The 15104-nt window shown below is 56.5% G+C and carries 12 protein-coding genes and 1 tRNA gene; 8 read left to right on the top strand and 5 right to left on the bottom strand.

Annotated features, from left to right (window positions below; all coding sequences use genetic code 11):
* Positions 1 to 9 precede the first annotated feature (9 nt).
* Entirely contained in the window at positions 10 to 1050 is a 1041-nt protein-coding gene (gene adhP / locus I6G83_RS02955; protein WP_054306250.1) for an alcohol dehydrogenase AdhP, read from the top strand.
* A gap of 132 nt (positions 1051 to 1182) precedes the next feature.
* On the opposite strand, the gene I6G83_RS02950 is transcribed toward adhP, so the two are convergent.
* Positions 1183 to 1770: a TetR family transcriptional regulator gene (locus tag I6G83_RS02950; RefSeq protein ID WP_054306251.1), complete on the bottom strand. Its 588-nt coding sequence runs from the start codon at positions 1768 to 1770 to the stop codon at positions 1183 to 1185.
* Positions 1771 to 1877: 107 nt separating this feature from the next.
* On the opposite strand from I6G83_RS02950, the gene I6G83_RS02945 reads away from it, so the two are divergent.
* Together I6G83_RS02945 and I6G83_RS02940 are read left to right on the top strand one after the other, a co-directional pair.
* A complete protein-coding gene (locus I6G83_RS02945) occupies positions 1878 to 2597 on the top strand; it encodes an SDR family NAD(P)-dependent oxidoreductase (protein ID WP_054306252.1) in 720 nt (239 codons plus the stop codon).
* The gene (locus I6G83_RS02940; protein WP_082394665.1) at positions 2590 to 3831 is read left to right on the top strand and encodes an MFS transporter; all 1242 of its coding nucleotides are present in this window, start codon (positions 2590 to 2592) and stop codon (positions 3829 to 3831) included. The genes I6G83_RS02945 and I6G83_RS02940 overlap by 8 nt, the downstream gene beginning before the upstream one ends.
* 437 nt (positions 3832 to 4268) lie before the next feature.
* Here I6G83_RS02940 and I6G83_RS02935 read toward each other — a convergent pair.
* Positions 4269 to 4344, bottom strand: a tRNA-Phe gene (locus I6G83_RS02935).
* Positions 4345 to 4398: 54 nt separating this feature from the next.
* Between I6G83_RS02935 and I6G83_RS02930 the strand changes: the two genes are divergently transcribed.
* The 5 genes from I6G83_RS02930 to speF all read left to right on the top strand — a co-directional run bounded on the left by I6G83_RS02930 (position 4399) and on the right by speF (position 12351).
* Positions 4399 to 4770: a hypothetical protein gene (locus I6G83_RS02930; RefSeq protein WP_162490688.1), complete on the top strand. Its 372-nt coding sequence runs from the start codon at positions 4399 to 4401 to the stop codon at positions 4768 to 4770.
* A complete protein-coding gene (locus I6G83_RS02925) occupies positions 4703 to 5884 on the top strand; it encodes a NupC/NupG family nucleoside CNT transporter (RefSeq protein ID WP_054307899.1) in 1182 nt (393 codons plus the stop codon). The genes I6G83_RS02930 and I6G83_RS02925 overlap by 68 nt, the downstream gene beginning before the upstream one ends.
* A gap of 64 nt (positions 5885 to 5948) precedes the next feature.
* The gene (locus tag I6G83_RS02920) at positions 5949 to 7919 is read left to right on the top strand and encodes a bifunctional 2',3'-cyclic-nucleotide 2'-phosphodiesterase/3'-nucleotidase (protein ID WP_054307900.1); all 1971 of its coding nucleotides are present in this window, start codon (positions 5949 to 5951) and stop codon (positions 7917 to 7919) included.
* A gap of 182 nt (positions 7920 to 8101) precedes the next feature.
* Positions 8102 to 9403 carry an OprD family outer membrane porin gene (locus I6G83_RS02915; protein ID WP_232238941.1) on the top strand — a complete coding sequence of 434 codons (1302 nt, stop codon included), beginning with the start codon at positions 8102 to 8104 and terminating at the stop codon, positions 9401 to 9403.
* A 785-nt stretch (positions 9404 to 10188) separates the two neighbouring features.
* Positions 10189 to 12351: an ornithine decarboxylase SpeF gene (gene speF / locus I6G83_RS02910; RefSeq protein ID WP_054305183.1), complete on the top strand. Its 2163-nt coding sequence runs from the start codon at positions 10189 to 10191 to the stop codon at positions 12349 to 12351.
* A 57-nt stretch (positions 12352 to 12408) separates the two neighbouring features.
* On the opposite strand, the gene mltC is transcribed toward speF, so the two are convergent.
* The 3 genes from mltC to mutY all read right to left on the bottom strand — a co-directional run bounded on the left by mltC (position 12409) and on the right by mutY (position 14964).
* Complete coding sequence (mltC, locus tag I6G83_RS02905) at positions 12409 to 13485, bottom strand: membrane-bound lytic murein transglycosylase MltC (protein ID WP_054305184.1); 1077 nt, start codon at positions 13483 to 13485, stop codon at positions 12409 to 12411.
* 64 nt (positions 13486 to 13549) lie between these two features.
* The gene (locus tag I6G83_RS02900; protein WP_015673808.1) at positions 13550 to 13822 is read right to left on the bottom strand and encodes an oxidative damage protection protein; all 273 of its coding nucleotides are present in this window, start codon (positions 13820 to 13822) and stop codon (positions 13550 to 13552) included.
* Entirely contained in the window at positions 13819 to 14964 is a 1146-nt protein-coding gene (mutY, locus tag I6G83_RS02895) for an A/G-specific adenine glycosylase (protein WP_054305185.1), read from the bottom strand. The genes I6G83_RS02900 and mutY overlap by 4 nt, the downstream gene beginning before the upstream one ends.
* Positions 14965 to 15104: the final 140 nt, after the last annotated feature.

The following is a 15104-nucleotide window of genomic DNA, read 5'->3' as shown; positions in this document are numbered from 1 at the left end:
GAGTGAAAGATGAATATGCAAATCAAAACCACCATGAAAGCCGCAGTGGTGAAATCCTTCGGGGAACCGCTGGTGATTGAGCAGGTGCCGGTGCCGTCCGTCGGGCCGGGGCAGATTCTGGTGAAAATCGCCGCAACCGGCGTGTGTCACACCGATCTGCACGCTGCCGAAGGCGACTGGCCAATCAAGCCCAATCCGCCGTTTATTCCGGGCCATGAGGGCGTCGGCGAGGTGGTGGCCATCGGCGAAGGGGTGAAGCACCTGAAAATGGGCGACCGCGTCGGCGTGCCGTGGCTCTACTCGGCGTGCGGCCACTGCGAGCACTGCCTCGACAGCTGGGAGACGCTGTGTCTGTCGCAGCAGAACGCCGGTTATTCGGTCAACGGCAGCTTTGCCGAGTATTGCCTGGCCGATGCCAACTACGTCGGCATCATTCCGGATAACGTGGCGTTTAATGAAGTGGCGCCGATCCTGTGCGCCGGGGTGACGGTCTATAAAGGCCTGAAGATGACCGATACCAAACCGGGCGACTGGGTGGTGATTTCCGGCATCGGCGGCCTGGGGCACATGGCGATTCAGTATGCGGTGGCGATGGGGCTCAACGTGGCGGCGGTGGATATCGACGACGACAAGCTGGCGTTTGCCAAGCGGCTCGGCGCCAGCGTGGTGGCCAATGCAAAACAGGTCGATCCGGCTCAGGTGTTCCAGGAGAGCTTTGGCGGAGCGCACGGCGTGCTGGTGACGGCGGTGTCGCCGAAAGCGTTTGAACAGGCCATTGGCACGCTGCGCCGCGGCGGCACAATGGTGCTCAACGGCCTGCCGCCGGGCAAGTTCGATCTGTCGATTTTCGACATGGTGCTGGATGGCATTACGGTGCGCGGCTCGATTGTCGGCACGCGTAAGGATCTGCAGGAGGCGCTGGATTTTGCCGGTCGCCATAAGGTGAAAGCCAACGTCGCGGTGGAGCCGCTGACCAATATCAACGATATCTTTGCGCGCATGCACGCCGGCAAGATTGAAGGGCGTATTGTGGTGGATATGTCGCTGTAATTCACGCTTGGCGGACAGCGGTGGGGTAGAGCGCCGCTGCCCGCCGTTGTCTCTACGCTATGGCGCCGCCGTGGGCCAAACGAACGCCACACCTGACGCTGCAGATAGCGTTACCTTCAGCGGAATATTACGTTATGGTGCTGATGCCAAACGTCGTGCAGCTTCGATGACAGAGGCCCGTCTTCTGGAATGTTCTTCCGCGCTATCAGTACCTGTTAACATACGAGCAACCTGCGGAACCGCGGACCACCATCCGGCCAGTGCCAGCACCAAAAAAGCCAGGTGATCTGCCTCAATGGCTTGGGTTACGCAACCTTGTTGCTGTCCGTCGGCTACTGCCTTGATCTTGTATCCATAGTATTCGCGGCGTTGTTCTTCGTCTGGAACCTCACCGCTGAACGTCAACCCCTCCCAGCGCATAAGCCGGCTCAACTCAGGGTTTTCAAGATGGTAATCGTAAACTCGTCCGGCATAATCGCCAATATTTTCGACTGCAAAGGATGTGACAGGTAGCACTGATGCTACTTTGGCCAACTCGCGTCGCAGCACGGCAGAAAACAGAGCACGCTTGTCGCCAAAGTAATTATAAATACGCTCCTTGTTAACGCCGGCCAGCTTGGCAACACGTTCCAGGGTGGTGCCATCAGGGCCGAAACGGGCAAATTCGCTTGTAGCCGCATCCAGAATTTTACGTTTAGTTCCCTCAATATCCCACGCCATCTTTTTACTCTCTCATCTATTGGTTGTTGCCGCCGCGTAATCATACTATAGTCAAATCCAACTAAAACGTTGGAGTTTTGGTTTCATGTTGAAAGGAGTCTGGAACAATGAAGAATACTGTCCTTATTTGTGGACATGGTCCTGGTATATCCCATGCTCTTGCGCGCCGTTTTGGCAAGGCGGGTTACCCTGTTGCGCTGATTGCGCGCAATGCTCGGCGCCTTGCTGATGCGGTAGCAGAATTGACGTCTGAAGGTATGAATGTTCGATCTTTTCCTGCTGACGTGAGCAAGAACGATGCAATACGAAGCGCTATTACGGATGCACGTGAAATGCTGGGCCCTATTGGTATTTTGCACTGGAACGCTTTTCTTGATACTGAAGGCGATCTGTTGTCCACATTGCCTGAGGAGCTGAACCAAAGCTTCTCGACCCGAGTTACCGGTTATATCACCGCAGTGCAAGAGTGTCTGACCGACCTTGTTGCTTCTAAGGGGGCGGTACTCGCTACCAGCGGTATTATGGCGCTTGATACACCGCAAATTAACGCTTTTGCCACTCAATATGCAGCACTTGCTATCGGCGTAGCCGCGCAACACAAAGCCACAAACCTTTTGGTGCAAACTCTTGCACCACATGGCATCTATGTCGGTGAGATTATCGTCAATGGCTTTGTCACGGGGACGCCGGGCGGCGATGGAGAAAGTCATACGATCGCTCCGGAAGACGTCGCTAAACAGTTTTGGGAACTCTATACCGCACGACAGGTACATTCCGTCATTATTGGAAAGACGGTGTCAACCACGGAGGTTGGATACGATGACTGAACATTCACAGGTTACTGCTCCGACGAATCATGGTTCAGGAGAAGCTGCGCGCCTTAATCAAGCGTATTCGGCGAACGGAAAGGTTGTCATACTCATGGTTGTTGTTGCGTTGTTGGTGTTGAGTCAGCTTTATCTGTCCATTCCTTTGTTGTCGTATGTCGGCCAGGCTTTCAGTCCGTCGACGCCGGGAGCGGTCACATTCGCTTTGGCCACCTGTTTTAGCCTGGCTTATGCCGGAGGATTTTTGCTCTGGGGACCATTATCCGATCAGTATGGTCGGCGTCCAGTGATTCTGATCGGGCTAAGCGCACTGTCCGTGAGCACTCTTGTATGTGCGATGGCGCCTTCGCTGCCATGGTTAGCGGGATTGCGAATAATACAAGGACTGGCAGCATCCAGTTTTGCCCCCGTAGCGTTGGCCTATCTTGCCGAAGCCATGCCGGCACGCCACCGGGCAACCGCCATTGGGGCAATGTCTACGTCTTTCCTCGTGGCAGGAATTTTTGGACAAGTGCTAGCAGGTTGGATGGCGTTAAGATGGGAATGGTTTTGGGTCTTCCTGGTCACCGGGGCCTGTTTGATAATCATGATTCCATTTATTTCTGTGATGGTAAAGGAACCAGGGCGCACCGTTGTTGATGGGCATCTTGGGCATCGTTTCGTCGCATTGGGTAAACTGGTTACACAACCCACTATCCTGCTACTGTCATGTGCGCACATCATGCTTCTTTTGTCTTTCGTTGCGATGTATACGGCATTGGGGCCGCATATGATGGGATTGGGTCTTGATCCGGCCAAGGTCATCATGCTGCGTCTGGTCGGACTGCCGGGAATGTTCATGGCCTTGTTGGTCGGGCCGTTGGCTGCGCGGATAGGCATGCCGGGTGTTGCCAAAACAGGTTATTTGGTGGCTGCTGCAGGATTGGCCGTTGAGGTCATGTTATCGCAATCTCTTGTTGGTATAGCGATAGGCAGCTTGATCTTTGTCACTGGTGTGGCTCTCGCTGTTCCGGCGATGATCACGCAGTTTGGAGAACTGGCGGTACCTAACCGCGCCGGAGGCATGGCGCTTAATGGGTTTGTACTGTTTGTTGGCGCCAGTATTGGCCCACTTATCGTGACATGGGTGCCTGGTTTTACTCCGATGCTGTTAGGGCTTACGGTAGTGCTTTTATTGGCGATAGCGTGTATTGCTGGTAGCGCATCGCTTGCTGCAGCGAGAAAGAAATCATAACTCGGTATTATTTCACTTAACTGATGACCCCATAGGATTAAACTCAAGTCCGTTTTTTCCGATGGGGGCGTATATCAATATTGGATGGCTATTGTGCTTAAACATTTTGTCCTTTCAGCCGTTATGATCAATGTCATGAAAGAAGTGTGGGGCACATAATATTCATTTTTTGATAAGCAATAAATTTAAGACCCTATAATATCTATGAAAAACATTATTTTCCTCCCAGTGCTGAGGGGTGTTTAGAAAGGAAGAGTCGACAACTCCCAAAAAATTCAGGAAAAGCCTCAATAAGTGAATCCTCCATGGGGGATGGCGTGCTGTGGCATGGCAGGGGGGAGCGTATAAGGGGGGAAGCTGGCTTTGCAAGCAGAGTTTGATGACGATTCCGTATCCCAGAAAGCGAAAAACCCGCCATAGGCGGGTTTTTCTGAATATGGTGCCCGGACTCGGAATCGAACCAAGGACACGGGGATTTTCAATCCCCTGCTCTACCGACTGAGCTATCCGGGCAACGGGGCGCATTAAACCGTAAAGGCCGGGAGCCGTCAACGGCTTTCTGCCGCAATGCGTTTGGTTGCTCCATTTTTAGTCAATCCGTTGCAACCCGGCAGGGCGTTCACAGACTCTGCCGCCGCTGTCGTTCCCGCACTCTTTCCCCGTCTGCCGCCTGTCTGCCCCTTTTTACTGCCGCCTGCCAGTTTTAACGAAAATTTAACCATTAATCATGCGTTTCCCGTTGAACAATGGCTTTTTTGTGCTCAATGTCACTTTAATAACATTGCTGGTCTGATATGTTCCTATAATAACATTTTTATATGTATGGCTATGCGCCCTGACAGGGCGGCATACAATTTCCCGGGGAAGAAATATGAAGTATCTCATTGGTATATTAAGCATTTTGGTTATTTATGCTTTGGCAGTTTTGGTGAGCAATAACCGTAAAAATATTCGCTACCGTCCGCTGGGTGTGATGTTGTTGTGCCAATTTGTTATGGCATTGTTACTGCTGAAAACGGACGCCGGCAATACCGGCATCGCCGCCGTGGCCGGGGTATTCGGCCATCTGCTGGCCTACGCCAATGAAGGCGTCAACTTTGTGTTCGGCGGCCTGCTGAATAAAGGGGAGATCTCGTTCTTCCTGTCGGTATTACTGCCTATCGTGTTTATCTCCGCGCTGATCGGCATTTTGCAGCACTGGCGCATTCTGGGCTTTATCATCAAGTATATCGGCCTCGGGCTCAGCAAAATCAACGGCATGGGGCGTCTGGAATCCTATAACGCGGTGGCGTCGGCGATCCTCGGCCAGTCTGAAGTGTTTATCTCGGTGAAGAAACAGCTCGGCCTGTTGCCGGAGCATCGTCTGTATACGCTGTGCACCTCGGCGATGTCGACGGTCTCGATGTCGATTATCGGCGCCTATATGGTGATGCTGGAGCCGCGCTACGTGGTGACGGCGTTAATCCTGAACCTGTTCGGCGGCTTTATCATGGCGTCGCTGATCAACCCTTACCAGGTGAACCCGCAGGAAGACCTGCTGGACGTCAGCGAAGGGGAAAAGCAGAGCTTCTTTGAAGTACTGAGCGAGTACATCCTCGACGGCTTTAAAGTGGCGGTGATCGTCGGCGCGATGCTGATTGGCTTTATCGCCTTAATCGCCATGGCCAACGCCATCTTCGCTGCGCTGTTCGGCATCTCTTTCCAGGATATTCTCGGCTACCTGTTCTCGCCGCTGGCGTTCCTGATCGGCGTACCGTGGCATGAGGCGGTGCAGGCCGGCAGCCTGATGGCAACCAAGATCGTCAGCAACGAATTTGTTGCGATGCTGAACTTCTCGCAGGGTGATTTTAACTTCTCCGAACGCACCGTGGCGATCATCTCGGTATTTATGGTGTCGTTCGCCAACTTCTCCTCCATCGGCATCATCGTCGGCGCGATCAAGGCGCTGGACAGCAAGCAGGGGAATACCGCGGCGCGCTTTGGTCTGAAATTGCTGTACGGCTCAACGCTGGTCAGCTTCTTGAATGCGACGGTGGTGGGGCTGCTGTTTTAAGCCAGCCACATCGGGGCAGTTTGGCCGCCGGGCGGCCAATTTTTTACACACAGGGAAAGTAAGCATGAAACTATTAAAATCAGTCAGTAAAGTGACGTTATTAGCAGTGATGATATCCGGTGTCTGCCACGCCGCCACGGTGAATCTGCGGGTGATGGAAACCACGGATATGCACGGCAACATGATGGATTACGACTACTACAAGGATCGCGCCACGGCCCAGCACGGGCTGGTGCGCGCCGCCACGCTGATCGATGCGGCGCGGGCGGAAGTAGACAACAGCGTGCTGGTGGATAACGGCGACGTGATTCAGGGCAGCCCGATGGCCGACTATGCCGCGGCGCACCTGAAGAAAGGCGACGTGCACCCGGTTTATCAGGCGATGAACCGTCTGGACTACGCGGTGGGCAGCGTGGGTAACCACGAGTTCAACTACGGGCTGGATTACTTGCAGCAGGCGCTGAGCGGCGCCAAGTTCCCGTACATCAACGCCAACGTCTACCATGCCGACGGCGAGAAGCCGTACTTCAAACAGTATCTGATTGTCGATACGCCGGTGAAGGACAGCGAAGGTAAAACGCATAACCTGCGCATCGGCTATATCGGCTTTGTGCCGCCGCAGATCGCCCTGTGGGACCGCGCCCATCTGGAAGGCAAAGTGGTGGTGAAAGACATCACCGAAACGGCGAAAAAGCTGGTGCCGCAGATGCGTAAAGAGGGCGCCGACGTGGTCATCGCCATTGCCCACTCCGGCATCTCCGCCGACCCGTACAAAGCGCTGGCGGAAAACTCGACCTACTACCTGTCGCAGGTGCCGGGCATTAACGCCATCGCCTTTGGCCACTCCCACGGGGTCTTCCCGAGCGCCAGCTTTGCTGCGCTGCCGGGCGTGGATATCGCCAAGGGCACGGTAAACGGCGTGCCGGCCGTGATGCCGGGCCGCTGGGCCGATCATCTGGGGGTGATCGATCTGGTGCTGGAAGGTGAAGAGGGCAAATGGCAGGTGACGTCCGGCAAGGCCGAGGCGCGTCCTATTTATGACAGTAAGGCGGGTAAGTCGCTGGTGGCGGCGAAGCCGGAGCTGGTCGAGGCGCTGAAAAATGCCCACGACAGCACGCGTGAATACGTCAACAAGCCGATCGGCAAGCTGGCCGCCGGCATCGACTCCTATCTGGCCCTGGTGCAGGATACGGCGGCGATGCAGGTGATCCGCGATGCGCAGCGCGCCTATGTGGAACGCATGATTCAGGGCGATCCGGATCTGGCCGATCTGCCGGTGCTGACCGCCGCCGCGCCGTTTAAAGTGGGCGGCCGCAAAAACGCGCCGGATGACTTTGTCGATATCGCCAAGGGCGATCTGAGCTTCCGCAACGCGGCGCAGCTGTATCAATATGCCAACACCCTCGCCGCCGTGCGCGTGAAGGGCAAGGATGTGAAGCAGTGGCTGGAGTGCTCGGCGGGGATGTATAACCAGATCGACCCGAACAGCGAAGCGCCGCAGTCGCTGCTGAACTGGGACGGTTTCCGTGCCTACAACTTCGATATGTTCGATAAACTCAGCTACCAGATCGATGTGACCAAGCCGGCGCGCTATGACGTGGACTGCAACCTGATCAATCCGCAGGCGCAGCGCATTGCCTCGGTCACCTATCAGGGCAAGCCGCTGGATGACAATGCCGAGTTCCTGGTAGCGGTGAACAACTACCGCGCCTTTACCGGCAAATTCCCCGGCACCGGCGACAAGAACGTGGTGATCAATGCGCCGGATGAAGTGCGTTCGATCATCGCCGACTATATCAATCGCCAAACCCAGCAGCACGGCCAGTATGCGCCGGTGGCGCAGAACGGCTGGAGCATTGCGCCGATCGCGTCGGAGAAAAAGCTGGATATCCGTATGGAGACCTCGCCTGATGAGCATGCCGCGCAGCTTATCAAGCAGTCGGCGCAGCATCCGATGACCTATGTCGGCAAAGACGACATCGGCTTTGCGATTTATAAGGTTGACCTGCAGAGTCCTTCTGCGAATAAAAAATAATTTAGTACTCAAGAAATAAATAACACACGGGCTTTACCGGAACAGGTAAAGCCCGTAAACGCGCACCATCAACCGAGGGCGCCAGCCCTCTTTATTACTTAACTTCAATACCTGGGCGAAATAGAAAACGGAGCTTTTCTATGAAAAATAAAAAAATGGGATGTAAAAAAAGTAATTTGTTAATGATGTTACCTCTGGCGGCACTGGCGGCTTTTAATGTCGATGCGGCGGAAAATAAAAAACTCGGCGGCGTTTTTGCCGATTTTGTTGACGACAGCCATGCCGACCTCTCCTTTCGCCACGTATTTAAAAACCTGAGCACGGAAGATTACGGCTCGCGCTCCAACCAGACCGCGTGGGGGCAGGGCATTACGCTGGATTACCAGTCGGGCTATATCAACGATATGCTCGGAATGGACGCATCCTACTATGGCGTGGTCAAACTGGCCGCCAGCGATGACTTCTGGGGGCGCAGCGTGTTGTATAACGACGACGGCCGGGCGAAAGGCTTTAACAAGCTGGGGCAGCTGTATATGAAGGCGCGCCTGGGGGATGATGATACCTACCTGCGTCTCTACGGCGGCTGGCAGCAAATTAAAAAGTGGGGGGCGCTGAACAACTCTACCCGCGCCATTCCAAGCACCTATCTGGGCTGGCGTGGGGAAACCGGCAGCGGGCCGCTGCGCCTGCGCGGCGCCTATGTCACGCGCTACAGCGACAGGGATTCCCCGGATAAAGTGCACTTCCGCACCGCCGATAAAAAGCAGATCAGCCAGATTGCAACCGGCGAGCTGAGCTATACGCAGCGCGAATACGCCGCCCGCTACTTCTTCGGTGAAAGCCATAACTATCTCCAGCGCCACGGCCTGGAGATTGACTGGCGGCCGGCGATGCTGGCGGACTACCGCGCCGTGCTCGGCACCCAGCTCTATATGAACCACGGTCTGCAGGACTGGACCAGCATGTCGCCGAGCAAGAAAACCTTCGACCGCGATGCTTACCATGCCGCGCTGTCGGTGAACTGGCAGGCCGGACGCTGGAAAAACAAGGCCGGCTTCTCCTATACGCGCGCGCAGCTCTCTCAGGGACTGGGACGTTTCGAATGGCACCTGGCGAAGCTCAGCCGCGGCACCTTTAACTCGATGGCCGACAGCTGGGGCAACGACTATGTCGGCAACAACGAAAAAATGGTGGCCTGGACCTTTGGCTACGCCGTCACGCCGGAAGTTGAAATGGGGATGGTGACCAACTACGGTTGGGGCATGAAGTACCAGGGGCACGGCATCCAGCGCGGTGAAACCCTGATGTACTCGCGCTGGACGCCGTCCGCGGTGAAAGATCTCAGCCTGCAGCTGTCCGGCGGGCCGTCCTGGAACTACCAAAGCCAGAACAACCGGCCGAAGCTGACCGCCGACGGTAAACCGATGCGGGCACAGAACCACTCGATCGAACTGCAGGTCGATTACAAGTTTAATCTGTTCTAACGCCTCCTGATTCAGCGCAGAGAACTGCGCTGAATCAGCCATATAAATATACCCGTCATACTTCAAGCTGCAGATGCGTTGGCTGCGCTCAGTCACCCGAATCACTGACCTGAGTCAGCTCATCGGGATTCCTTCCCTTGCCGCCTTCCTGCAACTCGAATTATTTAGGGTAACTCCCCGTCATACTTCAAGCTGCAGATGCGTTGGCTGCGCTCAGTCACCCGAATCACTGACCTGAGTCAGCTCATCGGGACTCCTTCCCTTGCCGCCTTCCTGCAACTCGAATTATTTAGGGTATACGCAGCCTAAACGGTTGTTTGTTTTAACCTCATCGAATAATCAATAAGTGATATTTTCCCCTCTGACTGAGGCGCGTTTGCTGCCGTCTTGATGCGTATAAAAAAACATGTAATCATTGCGCAAATTTTCACTGCCGCAGAGGATTACAGGTATGACGGGGTTTATGACGTCAGCGCGATTACGCGCCACACATCTGCTGATATTTTGCGGTTTCCCGAGCGTTCCCCGCGACTACGCCGCCAGTTTCCCGCCGGCTATGCGGTAAGCCCATCTTTATGCTCGCTGTTAGGCATTATTAAAAATAGCGCTATCACGCTGATTTTACTGATGTCTATCGGTTGCTGCTGAAGCCAGTTCCCGATAACCTTGCGCCGCCTGTTTCGCGTCCGCGGGTCGCCGCAGGCGTTATTTACCGGGTAACTGCGGGTTATCTTGTCAGGTGCCGGCGGCACCGCCTCATCCTGCACAGTTTGAGAGTCAGCTCTATGAAAGAATTGAAAATCGCAACCAGCGCCAGTTTGGTCGCCAGCATTGAAACCCTGCGCCAGGTTGTGCGCGTCGAACACACCGACTATACCGACGTGGCGGCGGTGGTGGTTTCCGTCGACGACGTGAGCGACGGCGTTCTGGCGCGCCTGCAGGCGACCGGGTTTAACATTCCGGCCTTTGTCGCGGTAGAGGGCGAAGAGCAGCTTTCACCGGATTACCTGCCGCTGGTCACCGGCGTTTTCACCCTGAGCGGCGCCAGCAAGGCGTTTTATATGGCGCAGCTGGAAGCCGCGGCGGATGCCTATGAGCAGGCGCTGCTGCCGCCGTTTTTCAAAACGCTGAAAACCTATGTGGAAATGGAAAACGCCACCTTTGCCTGCCCGGGGCATCAGGGGGGCGAGTTCTTCCGCAAACATCCGGCCGGCCGCCAGTTCTATGATTTCTATGGCGAAACCCTGTTCCGTTCCGATATGTGCAACGCCGACGTGAAGCTGGGCGATTTGCTGATCCATGAAGGATCGGCGAAGGATGCGCAAAAGCACGCCGCGCGGGTGTTCAACGCTGATAAAACCTACTTTGTGCTTAACGGCACCTCCGCAGCCAACAAGGTGGTGACCAACGCGCTGCTGACGCGCGGCGATCTGGTGCTGTTCGATCGTAATAACCATAAGTCCAACCATCACGGCGCGCTGATTCAGGCGGGCGCCACGCCGGTCTATCTGGAGACCGCGCGCAATCCGTTTGGTTTTATCGGCGGCATCGACGCCCGCTGCTTTAACGAGGAGTATTTACGCCAGCAAATCCGCGAGGTGGCGCCGGACAAGGCCGAGACGGCGCGGCCGTTCCGGCTGGCGATTATTCAGCTCGGGACTTACGACGGCACTATCTACAACGCCCGGCAGGTGATCGACACCATCGGCCACCTGTGCGATTACATTCTGTTTGATTCCGCCTGGGTGGGCTATGAAGGCTTTATCCCGATGCTGAAGGAGTGTTCGCCGCTGCTGCTGGAGCTGGACGAGCACGATCCGGGCATCTTCGTCACCCAGTCGGTGCACAAGCAGCAGGCGGGTTTTTCACAGACGTCGCAAATCCACAAGAAAGACGACCATATCAAGGGGCAGAAGCGCCACTGTAACCATAAGCACCTGAATAACGCCTTTATGCTGCATGCGTCGACCAGCCCGTTTTACCCGCTGTTCGCCGCGCTGGACGTCAATGCCAAAATGCACGCCGGCGAGGCGGGGCGGCGCATGTGGATGGACTGCGTACTGCTGGGGATTGAAACGCGCAAACAGCTGCTGCAGCGCTGCAGCCAGCTGCGGCCGTTTATTCCGCCGCAGGTGGACGGGCAGCCGTGGCAGAGCTTTGACAGCGAGCATATCGCCGGCGACGCACGCTTCTTCACCTTTGAGCCGGACGCGGCCTGGCACGGCTTTGCCGGCTATGCGCAGGAGCAGTATCTGGTCGACCCGTGCAAGCTGCTGCTGACCACGCCGGGTATTGACGCCCAGACCGGACAGTACAGCGAGTTTGGCGTACCGGCGGCGATTCTGGCCGACTTCCTGCGGGAAAACGGCATCGTGCCGGAAAAATGTGACCTTAACTCAATCCTGTTCCTGCTGACCCCGGCGGAAAACCCGGCCAAAATGGCGCTGCTGGTGGACAAGCTGGTGCAGTTCGAGCGCTACATTGAGCAGGATGCGCCGCTTAGCGAGGTGCTGCCGACGGTCTACCGCAAGCATGAACGCCGCTACCGCGACTACAGCATTCGTCAGCTGTGCCAGGAAATGCACGATCTGTATGTCAGCCATGACGTGAAACAGCTGCAAAAAGAGATGTTCCGTCAGGCGCACTTCCCGCCGGTGATGATGAACCCGCAGGACGCCAACGTGGAGTTTGTCCGCGATAACGTCGAACTGGTGCCGATTGCCCAGGCGGCAGGGCGCATTGCCGCCGAAGGGGCGCTGCCTTATCCGCCGGGCGTGCTGTGCGTGGTGCCGGGAGAAGCGTGGGGCGGCGCGGTACAGCGTTATTTCCTGGCGCTGGAAGAGGGGATTAACCGCCTGCCGGGCTTTTCGCCTGAGCTGCAGGGCGTGTATGTCGAGAAGAAGGACCACGGCTGGAAGCGGATCTTCGGTTACGTGGTCAAGCCGTAGTAACCGCCGCATGGCGTGAGGAAAAAACAGGGGCGCATTGCGCCCCTGTTTGCGTTACTAACGGCGACGATAGCTCTTCTGGGCGGTGTTCACCTTCACCAGATAGCGCCGCGACTCGCTGGCCGGGTGCTTGGTGGTCAGGGTGGTGTACACATCGCCCGGCTGCATGTCGTTGATGACGTCAAACGCCTTGCTGCGGTTGCTGGAGAACACGCGCAGCACGCTGCCGGCGCCGCCGTTGTAGGCGGTGATCACCGCGTAGCGCCGCGAGGTCGGGTTTTTGATGCCGCCCAGGTAGTTGTTCTGCAGAATCGCCAGATAGGCGGTGCCGGTATCGATATTATTCGCCGGATCGAACAGGTAGCTGCGGCTTGGCTTGCCCCATTTGCCGTGCATCTGGAACACGTCCTTGCCGGCGGTGTGCTGCACCACCTGCATCAGGCCGAGCGCGTCGGAACCGCTGACCGCATACGGGTTAAAGCTGGATTCGGTCTGCATAATCGCCAGAATCAGCGACTCTTCCACGCCGTATTTCTCCGAGGCCTTACGCACCATCGGCAGGTACTTGTGCGCACGTTTGTCCAGGTGGTTCGGCACCAGCTGAATGGTGATCGAATAGATCACGTGCAGGCCGGAGGTGCGTTTTTGCAGCTTGTTCTGCACCAGATAGTCGGCGAAGTGCGCCGCGCGCCACTCCCAGCGGATCGGCTGGCCGTTGTTATCCACTACCTGGCCGTACAGGAACGGTTCCTTACTGATCTGGATATCGTTGGCGTCGGAGTAGAGATCGACCGAGCTCGGGTCGTCGCCCATCAGCAGGGTGGTGACGATCGCCTTGCGCAGGCTGGCGGCCGGATCGGTCGGCGAGATGGTTTCAAAGGTGATGGTGCCGGCATCAAAGTTGATGTGGCTGCGCGTCAGATACTGGTCGGTATATTTGACGTAATCCTTCGGCCCGGCGATCAGAACTTCGTTCAGACCCCAGATATTTTCGATGTTGTGGGCGAACTGCCCCATCAGAATGTCGAAGCCGTTGGTGTCTTTCACCCAGGCTTCGTTGAACTCATCGCTTTTTTTACCGGAACAGGAAATCAATAAAGGTGCTATCACTAGCAAAGCTAAAATTTTCTTCATCTTAAGCCGTATTTTGATGAATGTAATCGGGCATTGCAGGGGCCAGCGCCGGCCCCGAAACAGGTTATTCGCTCGGCGGCGTGTAGCCTTCGATGTGGACGTCGTGGCCCTCAAACAGGAAGCGCACCATCTCCGCCTCCAGCAGCTTGCGGTCGTCCGGGTTCATCATATTGAGCTTTTTCTCGTTGATCAGCATGGTCTGTTTCTTCATCCACTCGCCCCAGGCTTCTTTCGAGATTTCGTTGAAGATGCGTTTACCCAGCTCGCCCGGATACAGTTGGAAATCCTGCCCTTCGGCGTCGCGCTGCAGGTAGGTACAAAAAATGGTTCTGCTCATGCTAGTTCCTCATCGGTGGCGCTGTTGCCAAATAGATTCGATTGGGTCGGCGGCTGCTTGACCAGCTGTTGCAGCAGGCGCTCAACAGGTGCGGCCAGCCCGACCGACGGCGGCTGCGCTAAGTTATACCAGAGACCGTCGCCTTCATCCATGGCGCCGCCGGCGTTGTCGAGCGGCAGCCACATCGGCACGATATCCAGATGGAAATGGCTGAAGGTATGGCGAAACGCCGTCAGCTGCTGCGCGTGCTCTGCGTTCAGACCCCGCTGCTGCAGCCAGAGTTCCATCTCCTGCCGGACGGCGAACTGCGGGAAACAGAACAGGCCGCCCCACAGGCCGACCGCCGGGCGCTGCTGCAGCCAGACGCGTTCGCCCTGTTGCAGCAGCAGGAAGTAGGCGGTTTTTTCCGGCAGCGTCTGCTTCGGCTTCTTGCCCGGATAGTTGGCCCAGCTGTGGTTGGCATAGGCGATGCAGCCGCCGCTGAGCGGGCACAGTTCGCACTTCGGCTTCGAGCGGGTGCAGACCATCGCGCCGAGATCCATCATCGCCTGGTTAAACTGGCCGACGCCCTGCGCCGGGGTGACCTCGCCGCTGAGCTGCCACAGGCGGTTTTCCACCGGCTTTTTACCCGGCCAGCCTTCTACCGCGTAGCAGCGCGCCAGCACGCGTTTGACGTTGCCGTCGAGGATCGGATAGTGCTGCCCCAGCGACAGCGATAAAATAGCGCCGGCGGTGGAGCGGCCGATGCCGGGCAGCGCGGCGATTTCTTCGAAGCTGGTCGGGAATTCGCCGCCGTGTTGTGCGACAATGGTCTGCGCCGCCTTGTGCAGATTACGCGCGCGCGCGTAGTAGCCAAGCCCGGTCCACAGATGCAGCACTTCGTCCAGCGGCGCGGCGGCCAGCTGGCTGACGGTGGGAAAACGCGCCATAAACCGCTGAAAGTATGGAATGACGGTGGCAACCTGGGTCTGTTGCAACATCACCTCGGAGAGCCATACTTGATAGGGCGTTTTATCTAATTGCCACGGCAGCGTTTTGCGCCCGTAGCGTTGGTACCATTCAAGCACCTGGTGCGAGAACTGGCGGGCTTGCATCATAATCGGGTTTCGTATCAGACAGATATTGATGCGCGATTGCAGCATAGTGCGGTGGTGGTGTAAACCGGAACTTTCCGACGCTGACGCTATCCGCGTCCCCGGCGGCGGGAAAGATGCCGCACAGAGAAGATGAACACTTGCTAAACCGGACTATCTTTGCATAATGCGCCTTTCCCTAATTGGCA

The sequence above is a fragment of the Serratia rubidaea genome (assembly GCF_016026735.1).
Lineage (GTDB): Bacteria > Pseudomonadota > Gammaproteobacteria > Enterobacterales > Enterobacteriaceae > Serratia_B > Serratia_B rubidaea.
Note: the sequence above shows the minus strand (reverse complement) of the source record. Positions and strands in the feature narration are given on the sequence as shown.

Bases quoted from the DNA above. Each gene is read 5' to 3' on its own strand.
- adhP (WP_054306250.1), top strand. From the start codon at position 10: ATGAATATGCAAATCAAAACCACCATGAAAGCCGCAGTGGTGAAATCC.
- I6G83_RS02950 (WP_054306251.1), bottom strand. From the start codon at position 1,770: ATGGCGTGGGATATTGAGGGAACTAAACGTAAAATTCTGGATGCGGCT.
- I6G83_RS02945 (WP_054306252.1), top strand. From the start codon at position 1,878: ATGAAGAATACTGTCCTTATTTGTGGACATGGTCCTGGTATATCCCAT.
- I6G83_RS02940 (WP_082394665.1), top strand. From the start codon at position 2,590: ATGACTGAACATTCACAGGTTACTGCTCCGACGAATCATGGTTCAGGA.
- I6G83_RS02930 (WP_162490688.1), top strand. From the start codon at position 4,399: ATGCGTTTGGTTGCTCCATTTTTAGTCAATCCGTTGCAACCCGGCAGG.
- I6G83_RS02925 (WP_054307899.1), top strand. From the start codon at position 4,703: ATGAAGTATCTCATTGGTATATTAAGCATTTTGGTTATTTATGCTTTG.
- I6G83_RS02920 (WP_054307900.1), top strand. From the start codon at position 5,949: ATGAAACTATTAAAATCAGTCAGTAAAGTGACGTTATTAGCAGTGATG.
- I6G83_RS02915 (WP_232238941.1), top strand. From the start codon at position 8,102: ATGATGTTACCTCTGGCGGCACTGGCGGCTTTTAATGTCGATGCGGCG.
- speF (WP_054305183.1), top strand. From the start codon at position 10,189: ATGAAAGAATTGAAAATCGCAACCAGCGCCAGTTTGGTCGCCAGCATT.
- mltC (WP_054305184.1), bottom strand. From the start codon at position 13,485: ATGAAGAAAATTTTAGCTTTGCTAGTGATAGCACCTTTATTGATTTCC.
- I6G83_RS02900 (WP_015673808.1), bottom strand. From the start codon at position 13,822: ATGAGCAGAACCATTTTTTGTACCTACCTGCAGCGCGACGCCGAAGGG.
- mutY (WP_054305185.1), bottom strand. From the start codon at position 14,964: ATGCTGCAATCGCGCATCAATATCTGTCTGATACGAAACCCGATTATG.